The organism is Bradyrhizobium sp. AZCC 1588, from assembly GCF_036924735.1.
GTDB lineage: Bacteria > Pseudomonadota > Alphaproteobacteria > Rhizobiales > Xanthobacteraceae > Bradyrhizobium.
In genome coordinates this window covers 3,097,626-3,113,553 of record NZ_JAZHSC010000001.1, presented here as the reverse complement: position 1 = coordinate 3,113,553, position 15,928 = coordinate 3,097,626, and the positions used below count along the sequence as shown (strand labels likewise).

Below are 15,928 nucleotides of genomic sequence, written 5' to 3'. Positions count from 1 at the left end.
TCGGGCGCGCGCTTGCACAGTTTCATATCATCGGGGTCACACACCTTCAGCGTGATTGGCTTTTCCGCCGGCTGGCAGAAGTGGCCAAGGCTGTCGCGAATGTTGAAAACATAGTGGCTGGCGAAAGCGATGCCGCCGACCAGGAAGAAAACCGCAAAGAATGCAGGCGCGACCTTGAGTTTGATGTTGGTGAGCAATCGCCGGTAGGCGTCCTTCAGTCTGAAGCGCGCGATCGTCCTGTCGGGGAGCAACATGGTGACCAGGACGGCAAAGGCGAAGAACTGGAAATAGGGATGGGTGATCCGGTCGATGAAGGTCTGCGGCGAGGCAGACAGCTTTGGCAAGCTGTAGCCGGTCCAGCCCGGTAGCGGATAGAGCGCGACAAAGAGCAGGCCAGCCAGCACCACCATTTGCGATGTGTTGAGGCCGAGCCTTGGTTTGGATTCGCTCCGGTGTAAATCGACCTTTGCAAGGCTCACCCGCCACGCGCGGCGCATCTGATCGGTGATCCTTCCGGTCCTTAAGGCTGGCGCTCAACCATAGCAGCAGCGCGACAAGACCGGCGCAAAGCACAAACCAAAGCGGTTCCCTGGCATAGGCGTTGATCCAGCGTGAGGCCGCGCCCGGCAAAGCGAGTCCGACCATCCGAATGAGGTCGGAAAGCGGCCGCAGGGGCGTGGTGAATTCGGCGGCGGCCGGCGCGGTGGATGTAAGCGGATAGGTCAGCAAATAGAGCGACGCGATGACGGTCAGGAAATAGATAATGCGTCGCCGCCAGATCGAACTTCCGACGACGTGCTCCTGGGTGAGCTCGCGCTGGCGGGCGGAGGCCACGCTCTCATATCTCGGCCTGCCCGGCGGGACGGTCAGCTTGTCCGGGGTGACGATCCTCTCGTCGTAGGTCAATATTTCATAGACCGGTGGCAGTGCGACCGGCGCATAGAGATGCGCATCGACGGAGATCCGGTCGAATACGCTTTCGTGGATCTTCGGCATTGCGATCTTCACGCAATCGCGCTTGTCGTCGGAAAATTTCGTATCCGACAGCGCGGCCACGCTCCGTGGCCCGTAGCGGTAGTAGCCGCCGAGCCCGTTGCGGGAATCGTAGATGCGGCCGTCCTTGTCCTGGGTCGACTGCACCCGCGCAAACGCGTCGGGATCGGCTCCCGGCGCCGCCTTCAAGGTAAGGCCGCGGCTGCGCGCCTCTGACAACATCCAGGTCAGCGACACATGGGCGAGCGAGTCGTCCGGATATCCGCCGCCGACATTGGAATGCACGCCGGCGAACCAGACCTGTGTGATCCGTTCCGAACTGGTCTTCCGGGTACCGGGGACAACGGTCTCCGGACTCTCGTCCCACAGCAGCGGATGAAACGTGGTGCGCTCATCGTCGAGCGAGAGCGCATGGCAGGCCTTGCGCACCAGTGGATGAAGCTGCCGGTCCGGCAGTTCGAGCGGCCAGAGATAGCGGCTGACGCCGCGGGTCATTTCGTCGATGGGGAGGCCGTAGGCGGCGACGGTATCCCAAAGGCCGAGGAAGGCGATGTGATCGACCGGGCGCTCGTTCTTGTCGTGCTTGGCTGATACGAACAGGTTGCGCAGCTTTCGAAATGCCCATTCGATTTGAAACTGCGATTTGAACGTCTCTGCCCGGTGCGCGCGGTAGGCCGCGGCGACCTTTCGATCGAGCTCTTCTTCGGTCTGGTATTTCACCAGGCCCTGTTCGCAGATCAGCCCGTTCACCACGCGGATGGTGAAGGCCCCCCGGCTGAACCCGAATGCAAAGATGTCGTCGCTCTGCCAGGGACCGTATCTCTCCTCGCGACCCTCGGCCTTCGCAGCGGCAGCCTCGAGCGCCAGATAGTCCAGATGCGAGCGATAGTTGCGGCAGGCAAACTTGTAGATATCGAGCACGTTCCGCTTCAGGCCGAAGCCGAAGGCGCCGCCCAGGATCGCAAACGGCTTGAAGGACGAGGTGCCGACCCCGTCGTCGTAGAACGCAATCTGTTGCGAACTCGTCAGATCAAGCGATTCAAACACACGCCAAACATTCGTCCGCCAGACCTTGCCGGCGGAATTGCCGGTGCCGTCCGAGAGCAGAATGATCCGCTTGTTGGCCATACGGACGCTCGCTCAAACCCGGCGAGGGGAGACTGACGTTGAAGGGTATGCCGAATGGTTTTCTCAGGGTTTGATCCACTCCTGTATGAAATGGACCACAATTGCGTTGTTCGTTTATCAATCGGTGACAGCGCAAGCGGTCCACTTGATGTGGAACGCCGCCCACTCGTGCGCCTTGCGCGCGTTAGCTCGACGCGGATATTGCGATGCAGCGGCGCAAGAGCGGATTGAACGTGCGGCTTGGCAATCCGTCTCACAATTTGCTTCAGCATGTGCTGAACCGCGTGGCGTGCGCTTCTCTCCGGCACCGGATGTGCTACCATTTTTCGGTCTGCCACACTTCACCAGACCATATTCGCCTCTCGAAAGTTCAAAATAATAACAGGCGCGGCCCATCCGGCTGCATAGGGAGTGACGCGATGAAATCGGCTTTCAATCGATCTATTCTTGCGCTCGCAGCAATCCTTGTTGTTGCGGGGGCCAGCCAGGCTCCTGCGCAACAGAAGGCCCTAAAGAAATACGAGTCCGGCACCAAGGACTTCTGGAATAATCCGCCGCCGGACTGGTTCCTCGGCGACGAGACCGAACAACAAAAGGGCCTCGCTCCGCCGTCAGGGCCGCCGACCGGCGCCTCGGACGCAGAACTGGCGGCGCTGATGAAGAAGATCAAGCTGCCCGACGGCTTCAAGATCGAAGTTTATGCGTCTAACGTGTTGTCCGCGCGGCAGATGGCGTGGGGCGACAAGGGCACGCTGTTCGTCGGTTCGTTCGACCTCGGCAATGTCTATGCGATCAAGGACAATGGCGGCAAGAAAGAGGTCAAGACCATTCTCAAGGGCCTCAAGATGCCGACCGGCCTCGCCTTTCTCGATGGCGCGCTTTACGTCGTCGCGGTCGACAAGCTGATCAAATACGAAAACGCCGAGGCCAATCTCGACAACCTCGGCGCCGGCAAGGTGGTGTATGACGACATGCCGTCCTACATCGCTCATGGTTGGAAATACATCACCGTCGACAAGGATGGCTGGTTCTACCTGCCGTTCGGTCCTCCCTTCAACATCGGCATTCCGCCGACCAGCGTTTCGCAGGTCCGCCGCGTCGATCCCAAGACCGGCAACGCCGAGATCTGGGCGCTCGGCGTCCGCAACAGCGTCGGCGGCGACATCGATCCACGCAGCGGGCGATACTGGTTTACCGAGAACGCCCGCGACTGGGTCAGTGACGACATGCCGAGCGACAAGCTGAACATGATCTCCAGGATCGGCGAGCATTTCGGCTATCCCTATTGCCACCAGGGCGACATGCCGGACCCGAAATTCGCGATGGGCCACAAGTGTTCGGAATTCACGCCGCCCGTCGTCAATCTGGGCGCGCACGTCGCGCCGCTCGGCATGAAGTTCTATACCGGCGATCAATTCCCGGCCGAGTACAAGAACAACATCCTGATCGCCGAGCACGGCTCCTGGAATAGGCACAAATACCAGGGCGCCCGGATCAAGCGCGTCATCGTCGATGCCGACGGCAAGAACGCCAAATCGGAGATCTTTGCCTCTGGCTGGCTCGAAGGCGACCAGGGCTACCTCGGCCGGCCAAACGATATCTTGCTGGACAAGGACGGTTCGATCCTCGTGGCCGACGACTGGGCCGGTGCGATCTACCGCATCAGCTACACCAAGAAGTAGGATTTGAGCTGGCGGAGGCTGCGGTTTGCCCTGGAGAACGGGTGGCCGCAGCCTTTGCTGTTTGATGCACAGGGCGGAGAGTAGTCGAAATGCGAAGTGCATTGATGGGGTCGCTGCTGGCGTTTGTGATTTGCGTGCCGCTCGCCCGCGCCGCTGATATCGCGGCCGGCAAGGCGAAAGCCGAGCTGTGCGTCGGTTGTCATGGCGAGGGCGGCATTTCGCAGATCGAGAACACTCCCTCGCTGGCGGCGCAGCCCGATCAATTCATCCAGTGGCAGCTCGTGTTCTTTCGTGCCGGCACCCGCAAAAACGAGCAGATGCAGCCGATCGTCGAACAGCTCAATAATGAGGATATTCGCAACCTCGGCGCCTACTACGCTTCGCTCGAACCGCCGAAGGCATCAAAGCCTGACGACAATCCCGATTTGTCGAAGAAGGGCGAGCAGGCGGCCGTCGGCCGGCGCTGCGCGTCATGCCACACCGATAGCTACGCCGGCACCAAGGGGGTCGCCCGCGTCGCCGGCCAGCGCGAGGAATACCTGGTCAAGGCGCTGCGCGAGTACAAATCGGGAGTGCGATCCGGCGGCGCGATGGCTGCGATGACGGATGTCGCCTATTCCCTCAGCGAGGAAGAGATCGAGGCACTCGCGCATTATCTCGCGCATCTCTGAGTGGCTCGTCGTCCCTGCGAACGCAGGGACCCATAACCACTGCACTCAGCCGTTGAAGCAAAGCAATCTCCGGTGTGCCATTTCCGCAGGCCGCGGCGTATGGGTCCCTGCGTTCGCAGGGACGACCGAGATAAGATCGGATGACTACGCTGAGCGCTGCTTCTCATATGCCTTCAGATGCGTGTACGCGATGCGCAGCTTCGGCACCGGAATCTTCGCCGCGTCGGCGCGTGCGACGAGATCGCCGATCACATGATCGGCTTCCACCGGCAGTCCCGTCTTGATGTCGCGGAACATCGAGGCGGTCATCGGCGAGCCCTCGGTGGTCAACAAGCCGCTGGTGCGCTGGAAGAATGGTCCCGTCGGCTCGTAGCCCGAGGCCTTTGCGATCGCGCTGCATTCATCGAGCATGCCGAGCAGAAAATCCTTGCCGCCGGCGACCGCCAGGATGTTGCCGACAGAGGTACGCATCAGGCAGGTGGAGGCTGCGAGCGAAGCAAGGAAAACCCACTTCTCCCACATGTCCTGCATGATGTGTTCGCTGGCTGCGGCGGCGAATTTGCCACTGTCGAACACTTTTGCGATCGCACGCACCCGCTCCGACATCGAGCCGTCGCGTTCGCCAAAATTAAGCGACTGCATCGGCGCTAGCTGGACCACCTCGCGGGCCTCGTTGAGCGTCACCGCGATCGCGCAGAGACCGCCGAGCACGCGGTTGGCGCCGAATTTCTTGTCCAGCACGTTGAGGTGCAGCATGCCGTTGAGCAGCGGGATGATTGCGGTTGTCGGCCCGACCGCAGGAGCAAAAGATTTGATCGCATCCTCGAGGTCGAACGCCTTGCAGCTCAACAGCACGACGTCGAATGTCTCGGTGAGCTTGTCGGCCTGTACTGTCGGCGGGTTCTCGAGCGTCACGTCACCGGCGGGGCTCCTGATGACGAGACCTGTGCTTGCGAGTTCCGAAGCGCGCTTAGGCCGGACCAGGAACGTCACGTCGTTTCCTGCCTGAAGCAGCCTGCCGCCGAAATAGCCGCCGATGGCGCCGGCCCCGACCACGAGAATACGCATGGATCAACTTTCCTTATTGTTGATTTTGGAACGGGCGAATAGCGAGTAGCGAATGGCGAGTAGGAAGATGCCGGCTGCAATCTACTCCCAACTATTCGCTATTCGCTACTCACCATTCGCTTGCCTACCATGTGGTCTGATCTGGGCAGCTACTTTCCCGAAATCATTTCCTCGACTTCGCGAAGTTGCTCCTTGCCGAAGAACATTTCCTTGCCGACGAAGAACGTCGGCAAGCCGAACGCGCCACGGTCGACCGCGTTTTGCGTATTCTCGATCAGCCTGGCCTTTACATCCGCATCCTGCGATCGCGCCAGCAGCTTGGCAGTATCCAGGCCGGACGAGGTCAGCGCCTTGGCAGCGACTTCGGGATCATCCATCTTCTTTGGCTCGACCCACATGTGGTGGAAGGCAGCATCGACATATTTCTCGAACACGCCCTCGAACTGGGCTGCCACCGCCGCTCGCATCAGGTTCAGCGTGTTGACCGGGAAGAATGGGTTCCAGACGTAGGGCTTGACCCCAAAGCGCTTCACGAAGCGTTCGGTTTCCAGCGCGAGGAATTCGCGTTTGTTCTTGATGCCGGCGAGCGTTTCGGCGGGCGACTTGTTGTTGGTGGCCTTGAAGATGCCGCCGAGCAGGATCGGCACATATTCGAACTCCACGCCGGTGCGCTCTTCGATCGCCGGAATCGCTTCATGGCTGAGGAAGGCGTTTGGGCTGCCGAAATCGAACAGGAATTGCGGATTTGTGCTCACGGCAGTCTCCTTATGTTTTGGCGCATTGTGATCGCGCCTATGGCTCGGCGCGATCGCTGAAGGCGAGCTTGACGACGTGGTCGCGGATATCGTCGGGCCAGCCGGCGACGAGAGCGACGAAGCGCCGCCGGTCATCGGCGAACAACGCCCGCGAGGCTTCCTCGAAGCCGGCGAGATTGCCGGCCATCACCGACATGAAGCGATAGGCGGCGTCCCTTGCCGCGCGGGCGCGATCCGCATCGCCATTGGCGCGGCGCGCCTCGTCGACGAGCTTGCGCAAGGCCACCGACGCTCCGCCGGGCTGCGCCCCGAGCCATTCCCAATGGCGCGGCAACAGCGTCACCTCGCGCGCGACCACGCCGAGCTTGGGCCGTCCTCGTCCGCGCGGCCCAGTCGTCGCAGCAGCCTCATCGGCTTCGACTTCCGGAGACGAGGCCGGTTGCGGCAGGCGGGCAACAACGTCGCCCTCGGTCCCGCGAAGGTCGAGATCGATCGGCTGGCCGGTCGCGTCGTTGAATATGATGATAGGCAGTACGGCAGGCCTGCGGGAAGCCTGCATGACCGCCAGCGCGACCTCGGCGAGCGGGCCGGCCGCCAGGCGTTGCGGGCCGATGAAGGCTGTGAACTGGGGGCGAGACGCGTCGGCCATTGGAGATACTCTGGATTTTCGTGAACAATACTACCCGGATAAATTTCGGATGTCAATATCCCCCGGGTAAAATATGATCTGGCTCAAGGCCGTCTCGACTTTCCATCCCCCGGCTGGCACCAACGCCACGCCAACTCCAGGGGGACGCATGCTGACGGTTCATCATCTCAACAATTCACGCTCCCAGCGCGTGCTCTGGCTTCTCGAAGAGCTTGGCCTCGCTTACGAGATCGTCTGCTATCAACGCCAACCGGACATGCGCGCGCCCAAGGAACTGCGCGCCATTCACCCGCTCGGCAAATCGCCCGTCATCATCGACAACGGCAATACGATCGCCGAGTCCGGCGCGATCTGTGAATATATCGTTGGCACCTATGGCAATGGCCGCCTGATCCCGCCGCCGAACACGCCGGAGCGGCTGCGCTACACCTATTGGCTGCACTATGCCGAAGGCTCCGCGATGTCGCCGCTGCTTTTGAAGCTGCTGTTCACGCTGATGCCGAAGCGTGCGCCTGCGCTGCTGCGGCCGCTGGTGCGCAAGGTCTCCAACACGGCGCTGACCACCCTGGTCAATCCGCAGCTCAAGCAGCACATGGATTACTGGGAGAGCGAGCTCGGCAAGAGCGAATGGTTCGCCGGCAATGAATTCACCGCCGCCGATATCCAGATGAGCTTTCCCCTGGAAGCCGCCGCGGCGCGCGGCGGGCTCGAGCAGGGCCATCCCAAAGCGATAGCGTTTCTCGAACGCATCCGCGCGCGGCCGGCCTATGCGCGCGCGCTCGAGAAGGGCGGGCCGTATGTGGTCGGGCGTTGACGTCTCCTCCGTCATTGCTGTCGGTGTTCACCTCTAGCGCGACGTCTGCGCGGCGCCGACCGAGGGCAGCGGTTGCACCGTGACGCCGGGCGGCGGCACGTCGTCGTCGGGGACGAAGAAATCCGACATCAGCGGCACGGACTGATCGACGCGGTAGCGCTCGAAATCCCTGACGCCGGAGGCGTACAGCACCTTGTCGTCGATGCAGAACTGTCCGGTGAATTCCCGCGCCGGCCTGGTCAGGATCGCGTGCGCGGCGTCGCCCATGATCTCGGGCGTGCGGCTGGCGCGCATCATCGCCTCGCCGCCGAGCAGGTTGCCGACCGCGGCAGTGGCGATGGTGGTGCGCGGCCATAGCGCGTTGACAGCGACGCCGGCGGATTTCAACTCACCCGACAAGCCCAGCACGCACATGCTCATGCCGAACTTCGCCATCGTATAGGCGGTGGAATGCTCGAACCATTTCGTCTTCATGTCGAGCGGCGGCGACAACATCAGTATGTGCGGGTTTTCCGCCTTCTTCAGATGCGGAATGCAGTATTTCGACACCATGAACGTGCCGCGGGTGTTGATGCCCAACATCAGGTCGAACCGCTTCATGTCGGTTGCTTGCGAGGTGGTCAGGCTGATGGCGCTGGCGTTGTTGACGCAGATATCGATGCCGCCGAATTCGGCGACGGTCTGCTCGACCGCCGCGATCACCTGCGCCTCGTCGCGGATGTCGCACAGCACCGGCAGCGCCTTGCCGCCGGCGGCGCGAATTTCTTCCGCCGCGGTGTAGATCGTGCCCTTGAGTTTCGGATGCGGCTCGGCGGTCTTCGCCGCAATCGCGATATTGGCGCCGTCACGCGCGGCGCGAAGCGCAATCGCCAGCCCAATGCCGCGACTGGCGCCAGAGATGAACAACGTCTTGCCTTTGAGGGATGTCATGACGAGAACCTCCAGTTATGGACGCACGAACGAACGGCTCCCTCCCCCCTTGCGGGGGAGGGTTGGGGAGAGGGGTACGCCACGGGCGCTGACGGCGGACATACTCGATCCTGCGTCAGCGACCTCGCGAAGCGATCGGCGAGGCCGAGAGCATTGTCCATGCTATGTGTCGAACAGTCGAGCAAGCGGCACCCCTCTCCCTAACCCTCCCCCGCAAGGGGGGAACCCATCCGCTAGTGCGTCCCTTACAAACCCGCGTCCCTCACGAGTGTGCGGCTTCATTGTCCAACTGCTACGCTCAGTGCCCCACCGCCGCCGCCGCTCTCGTCCGCGGATCGGGGGCGCCGAGCAGGCCGCCGGGGGTGACGGCGATCGAATTGGCCGAGGTCTGGCCGAGCGGCTCGATCACCTGATGGCCCTTCTCTTTTAGCGCATCCAGCGTTTCCTGCGGGAAGCCGCGCTCCACGCGCACCACATCCGGCATCCATTGATGGTGCAGCCGGGGTGCGGCCACGGCGGTGCCCACGTCCATCTTGTAATCGAGCACGTTGACCACGACCTGCAGCACGGCTGAAATGATGCGGCTGCCGCCCGGCGAGCCCGTCACCAGCACCGGCTTGCCGTCCTTCAGCACGATCGTGGGCGACATCGACGACAGTGGCCGTTTGCCCGGGCCTGGCAAATTGGCTTCGAAGCCGACCAGGCCGAACGCGTTCGCCGCGCCGGGTGCTGCGGTGAAGTCGTCGAGTTCGTTGTTGAGCAGCACGCCGGTGCCATCGGCGACGAGGCCGACGCCATAGGAAAAATTCAGCGTATAGGTGTTGCTGACGGCATTACCGCGGGCGTCGACGACGGAATAATGCGTGGTATTGCTGCCCTCGCGCGGCAGGCTCACGGATAACGCCTCGGCGGGCGTAGCGCGAGCAAGGTCGATGCTGGCGCGTTGCTTTGCCGCGTAATCCTTCGCGATCAGGATACTCGCCGGCGCATTGACGAAGGCGGGATCGCCGAGATAGCGCGCCCGGTCGGCGTAAGCGCGCTTCATGGCTTCGATCATGACATGCAACGAGGGCGCCGAGCTCTGCTTCATGTCCGCCATCGCAAACCCTTCGAGAATGTTCAGCGCTTCCAGTAGCACCGTGCCGCCGGACGAGGGCAGCGGCATCGACACGATCTCGTAGCCGCGATAACTGCCGCGCACGGGGCTGCGGATCACCGCCTCATAGGATTTGAGATCGTCCGCCGTCATGATGCCGCCGGCATCGCGGACGGCTTTTGCCAGCCGTTCGGCGACCGGGCCCTGGTAAAATCCACGCGGTCCCTGCTCGGCAATCGCCGACAGCGTTGCCGCGAGATCGGCCTGAACCAGACGGTCGCCCTCTCGCAGCGCCGTGCCGTCGTCACGGGAGAACGCCTTGGCCGAGTCCGGCCAGCGCGCCATCCGGCGATACATGTCCGGCAGCGTGTCGGCGGTGTCGTCGGCGATCACGAAACCGTCTCGTGCGAGCTCGATGGCGGGCTTCAGGATTTGCGCGAGCGTGAAGCGGCCGGAGCCGTATTTCTCCAGCGCCAGTGCCAGTCCGGCCACCGTGCCGGGCACGCCGATACCAAGCGCGGAATTGCGCGACTTGTCCGCATCAGGCTTGCCGTCCGATCCCAGAAAGATATCGCGCGTGGTCGCGGCCGGTGCGGTCTCGCGATAGTCGATGGCGACGTCTTCATTGCGCTCGGCCGAATGGATCACCATGAAGCCGCCGCCGCCGATGTTCCCGGCGCGCGGATAGGTGACGGCAAGTGCAAAGCCGGTGGCGACCGCGGCATCAATCGCATTGCCGCCTTGCCGGAGAATGTCGGCGCCGACTTCCGCCGCGATCCTTTCCTGGGCGACCACCATGCCGCGTTCGGCTGCAATGGAACGAACGGCGGAGAGGTCCGGCGAATAAAAGCGGCGTTCCTGCGCAAAGGCGGTCGCACCGCAGGCAAAAGCCAATACGATTGCGGCAATCGCCTTGCGCCGAGTGATTTGAAAGATTGTCATCGAAAATCCGCCGCAGTTTGAGCCTGTGTGGCGCGTGGGCAACAGCGCCAGCGTTGGTGACGCATGCTATATGGGTTCGGTTTCGGCACGCAAAACGCTTCGCGAGACTTTTGAAGGAAATATCCGGCATGGCGGTGATCGCTTCCGAGGCAGTTGGCGCCGAGATTCCGCAGGCATATCCGCGCCGCGCCGCCGTCGTGAGCTGGATCTTCTTCGATTGGGCCGCGCAGCCATATTTCACGCTGATCACCACGTTTGTCTTCGCGCCCTATTTCGCGGGCTTCGTCGCACCGGATCCGGCAAGGGGGCAGGCGCTGTGGGGATTCGCCACCGCCGCCGCCGGTCTGGTGATCGCGCTGCTGTCGCCGGTGCTCGGTGCCATTGCCGACGCCAGCGGCCGCCGCAAGCCGTGGATCGCCGGCTTCGGCTCCCTTTTGGTGATCGGCTCTTGCCTGATGTGGTTCGGAAAGCCGGGCGACCCCAGCGTCATCCCGCCACTGCTGTTGGCCTATGCGATTGCGAGCATCGGTGTCGAATTCGCCACCGTCTTCAACAATGCGATGATGCCGACGCTGGTGCCGCCGGACAGAATCGGGCGGTTGTCCGGAACCGGATGGGCGACCGGCTATATCGGCGGTATCCTCAGCCTCATCCTCGTGCTCGGCTTTCTGGCGGCCAGTCCCGAGACCGGGCGGACATTGTTCGGCCTCGCGCCGTTGTTCGGTCTCGATCCGGTTACGCACCAGGGCGATCGCATCACCGGTCCCTTGACCGGCATCTGGTTCGTCATTTTCGTGACGCCGATGTTCCTGCTCACGCCGGATTATCCGGCCAGGCGTCCAATCCGCGAGGCGTTGCGCGAAGGATTGAGCGGGCTCAAGCGAACGCTCGGCGAATTGCCGAAGCAAAAGTCGATCGCGACGTTCCTGCTCGCCAACATGATCTATACCGACGGGCTGGTGTCGCTGTTCGCGTTCGGCGGCATCTACGCCGCCGGCACGTTCGGCTGGCATACGATCCAGATCGGGACGTTTGGAATTCTTCTGGCGATTGCGGGTACCTTCGGCGCCTGGCTCGGCGGCAAGCTCGACGACAGGCTCGGACCCAAGCGCGTTATCGCCGGCAGCCTCTCGATCCTGCTGCTTGCGCTCGCCGCGATCTTGCTGGTCGACAAGGATTCGATCCTGTTCGTGAAGGTCGCGCCACCAGCTCCCGGCGGTGCACTGTTTTCCGGCGCCGCCGAGCGCGCCTATCTCGTGCTCGGGTGCCTGATCGGCGCGGCCGGCGGCCCGCTGCAGGCGGCGTCGCGCACGCTGCTGATCCGTCTCGCGCCGAAGGATCGCATCGCGCAATACTTTGGATTGTTCGCGCTGACTGGAAAGGTGACGTCGTTCATCGGTCCGCTCCTGATCGGCGCGATCACGGCCGTGACCGCAAGCCAGAAAGCCGGCATGGCGCTGCTGGTGCTGTTCTTCGTCGCGGGCCTGGCGCTGCTGTCGCGCGTGCGGGAGTGAGGGTGGACGATTTGACAGGCTCGTCGTCCCTCGCGAAGGCGGGGACCCATAGCCACCGTTCGTGCTTGTCGGACGGGATCGCGGCCCCGGCTCCATTTCCCAATTCGCATTTGTGGTTATGGGTCCCTGCGCCGAGTGCGCGATTGCGCACGGAGGCAGGGACGGACGCGCATCAATGCCTGAAATGCCTGACGCCGGTGAACACCATGGCGATGCCGTGGTCGTCGGCGGCCTTGACTACTTCTTCATCGCGCATCGAACCGCCGGGCTGGATCACCGCCGTTGCGCCGGCTTCGATGCAGGCCAGCATGCCGTCGGCGAACGGGAAGAACGCATCGGACGCGACGACGGAGCCTTTGGTCAGCGGTTCGGCGAGCTTCATTTCGGCCGCAGCATCCTGTGCTTTGCGGGCGGCAATACGCGCCGAATCGACCCGGCTCATCTGGCCTGCGCCGATGCCCACCGTGGCGAGGTCCTTGGCGTAAATGATGGTGTTCGACTTGACATGCTTGGCGACGCGGAAGGCGAATTTGAGGTCGCGCAGTTCGGCGTCGGTCGGCGCGCGTTTGGTTGCGACCTTGATGTCCATGTCCTCGACCACCGCATTGTCGCGGCTCTGCACCAGCAAGCCGCCGGCAACCGTCTTGGCGGTCAGGCCGACCGTGCGCGGGTCGGGCAAGCCGCCCGCGAGCAACAAGCGCAAATTACGCCTGCTGCCGATGATCGAGATCGCCTCTTCGGTGGCGTCGGGGGCGATGATCACTTCGGTGAAAATGCCGATGATGGCGCGCGCGGCCTCCGCATCCAGCGTGCGGTTGACTGCGATGATGCCGCCATAGGCCGACGTCGAGTCGCAGGCGAGCGCGCGGCGATAGGCGGTGACGAGATCGGGTCCCTCCGCAACACCGCAGGGGTTCGCATGTTTCACGATAACGCAGGCCGCGGTGCGCTTCGGATCGAACTCGCCGACGCATTCGTAAGCCGCATCGGTGTCGTTGATGTTGTTGTAGGAAAGTTCCTTGCCCTGCAACTGGCGCGCGCTGGAGACGCCGGGCCGCTTGTCGGGGGTTGCATAGAACGCCGCGGTCTGGTGCGGGTTCTCGCCATAGCGCAAGGACTGGATCAACCGGCCGCCGAAGGCGCGGAAATCCGGCGCATTGTCCTTGAGCTCTGTAGCAAACCAGTTCGAGATCGCGGCATCATAGGCGGCGGTGCGCGCATAGGCTTTTGCGGCGAGGCGGCGGCGCAACGCGAGCGTCGTTGCGCCCTTATTGGCGGCGAGTTCGTCGAGCACGGCCTGATAGTCCTGCGCCTCGACGACGACGGCGACATCATCGTGGTTTTTGGCGGCCGCCCGGATCATCGCGGGCCCGCCGATATCGATATTCTCGATGCAGTCTTCATAGCCGGCGCCTTTGTCGACGGTCGCCTCGAACGGGTAGAGGTTGACGACGAGCAGGTCGATCGGCGCGATGCCGTGCGCCTTCATCGCGTCGGCGTGCTCCTTGTTGTGGCGGATCGCGAGAAGGCCGCCATGCACCCTCGGATGCAGCGTCTTGACGCGGCCATCCATCATTTCGGGGAAGCCGGTAAGTTCGGAGACGTCCTTGACCTTCAGCCCTGCGGCGGCGATCGCCTTCGCCGTGCCGCCGGTCGAGACCAGTTCGACGCCATGTCCCGCCAGCGCCTGGGCAAATTCGATCAGGCCGGTCTTGTCGGAAACGGACAACAGGGCGCGGGTCACGCGGCGCGGATGGTCGGTCATGGCTGGATTCCTGGCTGTTAAGGCCAGCCCGGTAGCATGGATTGGCCGGTCATGAAACCGCCAGAAGGCGCCAAATCCGGGTGTGGAAATCTGGCCGGGAAGGGCTCAGAGCGGCAATTCCGGCTCTCGCCGCGCATTGCGCCGCGTGTTGGTGGCGCCTGGCGACGTGCTCGAGCGGACAAAGCTCCAGCGGATCGAGGAGGCGTGGCGGGAATCCTGCCTGATCACGATCTGGGCGGTACGGCGCGGCCCGTCATTGCCGGCCAGAAACACGCTGTCCTCGAGATCGACCTTGTCGTCGAGCGCCTCGAAGGTCCAGACGTCGCGGTTGGGCAATACCAGCATGACGCCGCGCGCATCGCTGAGGCGGCTGGCCTTCACCGCGGGATGAAGATGAAACCGCAGCGCAAAATCGGTCTCCGCGCCCTTGATGCGCGTCCCCGGCGCCGGCGACACCGTGTCCTCGCCGTCGAGCCTTGCGCCGTCATGGGAGATCATCAGCACCCGGCGATGCACGACGCCGAAGCGTGCGAGATAGCCGTCATGCGAGGTGGTCAGGAGATCGCCGTCGGCCACCGCCTCGCGGTAGCTTTCCACGTTGGCCGGACCGCTGACGACCGGCGCGCCCTGAAGCAGGCGCTTCATCGCCGACAATTCGACGAACTGACACGAGGACGCCTCGTGATAGGTCAGGGTCGAATGCGCTGCGGTGCTGCGGGCAAAGGTGCGCCAATTATCCCGGCCGGTCGAGGGCATCCCGCAATTGACCACGATCCGGCTCGGCCCCGAAGACAGTTCGAACGAGAGACAGCCGGCGTGCGCTTCCTGGCTGACATTCGGCGGCGGCGGCGGGCCGCTATCGATGATGACGGTCGTCGTGCCGGCGTCGAGGCGCTGGAAGCCGGTATGCGGCATGTTCGCCATCGGTACGCCGTGCGTGTCATCATAGGCGAGCAGCGTCGCCACCAGGTCCGACGGCGCGTTGCTCATGCCGTTGAACAGCGCGAAGCTGCCGTCGCCATGACGGAAGAAGCGCAGCATCGGCATCATGCGGTCGATCGCATTCAACAGCGCGGGCGGCGGCGCGATGTTGCGGGCGGCAAAGGTCTGGCGCAGGGGCAGGAGGTCGCTGAGCAGTTCGACCAGCGCGCCGGGGTTGCGCGAAATATGCCCGCCGTCGGGCTGGATCTGGCGCTGCAATTCGTCGGAAAGCCGTCGCGTGGCGGAGCGGATGTGTCGCGCCTGATTGGCCAGGCACAGCGAGGCGTAGCACAGCGCGATCAGGACCTGCAGCCGCGGCACACCGTCGGCGATGTCGAGCATCGTGTAGCGCAGATAACGGATCTCACGGGTCAGCCCGCGCAGATATTTGCGATAGAATTTTCCGTCGGTGTCGCCGAGCACCAGCGGCGCCTGCGACAACAGCGAGATCACGCGGCGGGCCAGCACGTCGGGGCGGCGTTCGAGCGGCCGCTTGCGCGCCGGATTCGAGATCCAGTCGTCGACCAGCGAGCGGGCATTGGCGCGGGTCAGCGCGGTGTCGGCGGCGCGCAGGTGCCGCAGCCAGCCGAAGCCGAGCAGCGCGACTTCCCAATCTTCCGACGGCGGCTCGAGATCGAAGATCGAACGGCCATGGCAGGTGACGATTTTGCCGGCGAACACGAAGCGGCCGGCATAGATTTCCGCGGCGCGGGTCGCGTCGGCGGTGCGCAGATCGTGCGGGGCGATGATCAGCCGGTCGGCGCGGCCGGGCCACAGCCGCGATACCGCCACCGTGGCGCCGGTCGCGCGCGCGATCACGGTCCGCGCCGAGCGGCTCATGATAAGCGTCGAGATGCGTCTGCGTTGAGCGACCGACACGCCGTGCCTTGGCTTAGGGAGGGAGGGGTATTCTGGCGAATCCTTTTAATCCGGAAACACC

At 63.4% G+C, this 15,928-nt stretch carries 12 protein-coding genes; 4 read left to right on the top strand and 8 right to left on the bottom strand.

Going from position 1 to position 15,928, the window contains the following annotated elements; genetic code table 11:
* Window positions 1–36: 36 nt before the first annotated feature.
* On the bottom strand, window positions 37–2,121 hold the full coding sequence (locus V1277_RS14500; RefSeq protein WP_334416846.1) for a DUF2235 domain-containing protein: 2,085 nt from the start codon (window positions 2,119–2,121) through the stop codon (window positions 37–39).
* Window positions 2,122–2,540: 419 nt separating this feature from the next.
* On the opposite strand from V1277_RS14500, the gene V1277_RS14495 reads away from it, so the two are divergent.
* Together V1277_RS14495 and V1277_RS14490 are read left to right on the top strand one after the other, a co-directional pair.
* Window positions 2,541–3,803, top strand: a complete 1,263-nt coding sequence (locus tag V1277_RS14495; protein ID WP_334416844.1) for a PQQ-dependent sugar dehydrogenase — start codon at window positions 2,541–2,543, stop codon at window positions 3,801–3,803.
* Window positions 3,804–3,892: 89 nt separating this feature from the next.
* Window positions 3,893–4,474, top strand: a complete 582-nt coding sequence (locus V1277_RS14490; RefSeq protein ID WP_334416842.1) for a c-type cytochrome — start codon at window positions 3,893–3,895, stop codon at window positions 4,472–4,474.
* Between the two features lie 144 nt (window positions 4,475–4,618).
* Here the strand turns inward: V1277_RS14490 and panE are convergent, their stop codons facing one another.
* The 3 genes from panE to V1277_RS14475 form a co-directional block, all read right to left on the bottom strand.
* Complete coding sequence (panE, locus tag V1277_RS14485) at window positions 4,619–5,542, bottom strand: 2-dehydropantoate 2-reductase (protein ID WP_334416840.1); 924 nt, start codon at window positions 5,540–5,542, stop codon at window positions 4,619–4,621.
* Between the two features lie 149 nt (window positions 5,543–5,691).
* Window positions 5,692–6,297 (bottom strand): 2-hydroxychromene-2-carboxylate isomerase, encoded by a 606-nt coding sequence (locus tag V1277_RS14480; protein ID WP_334416838.1) that lies wholly within the window; start codon window positions 6,295–6,297, stop codon window positions 5,692–5,694.
* A 37-nt stretch (window positions 6,298–6,334) separates the two neighbouring features.
* Complete coding sequence (locus V1277_RS14475) at window positions 6,335–6,946, bottom strand: DUF2239 family protein (protein ID WP_334416836.1); 612 nt, start codon at window positions 6,944–6,946, stop codon at window positions 6,335–6,337.
* A gap of 148 nt (window positions 6,947–7,094) precedes the next feature.
* On the opposite strand from V1277_RS14475, the gene V1277_RS14470 reads away from it, so the two are divergent.
* On the top strand, window positions 7,095–7,760 hold the full coding sequence (locus V1277_RS14470; RefSeq protein WP_334416834.1) for a glutathione S-transferase family protein: 666 nt from the start codon (window positions 7,095–7,097) through the stop codon (window positions 7,758–7,760).
* Window positions 7,761–7,793: 33 nt separating this feature from the next.
* Here the strand turns inward: V1277_RS14470 and V1277_RS14465 are convergent, their stop codons facing one another.
* On the bottom strand, window positions 7,794–8,690 hold the full coding sequence (locus V1277_RS14465; protein ID WP_334416832.1) for an SDR family oxidoreductase: 897 nt from the start codon (window positions 8,688–8,690) through the stop codon (window positions 7,794–7,796).
* A 298-nt stretch (window positions 8,691–8,988) separates the two neighbouring features.
* Window positions 8,989–10,728, bottom strand: a complete 1,740-nt coding sequence (ggt, locus tag V1277_RS14460) for a gamma-glutamyltransferase (protein WP_334416830.1) — start codon at window positions 10,726–10,728, stop codon at window positions 8,989–8,991.
* 128 nt (window positions 10,729–10,856) lie between these two features.
* On the opposite strand from ggt, the gene V1277_RS14455 reads away from it, so the two are divergent.
* Window positions 10,857–12,242: an MFS transporter gene (locus V1277_RS14455; protein WP_334416828.1), complete on the top strand. Its 1,386-nt coding sequence runs from the start codon at window positions 10,857–10,859 to the stop codon at window positions 12,240–12,242.
* 172 nt (window positions 12,243–12,414) lie between these two features.
* Here V1277_RS14455 and purH read toward each other — a convergent pair whose 3' ends face one another.
* Together purH and V1277_RS14445 are read right to left on the bottom strand one after the other, a co-directional pair.
* Window positions 12,415–14,007 carry a bifunctional phosphoribosylaminoimidazolecarboxamide formyltransferase/IMP cyclohydrolase gene (purH, locus tag V1277_RS14450; RefSeq protein WP_334416826.1) on the bottom strand — a complete coding sequence of 531 codons (1,593 nt, stop codon included), beginning with the start codon at window positions 14,005–14,007 and terminating at the stop codon, window positions 12,415–12,417.
* 105 nt (window positions 14,008–14,112) lie between these two features.
* On the bottom strand, window positions 14,113–15,828 hold the full coding sequence (locus V1277_RS14445; protein ID WP_334416825.1) for a heparinase II/III family protein: 1,716 nt from the start codon (window positions 15,826–15,828) through the stop codon (window positions 14,113–14,115).
* Window positions 15,829–15,928: the final 100 nt, after the last annotated feature.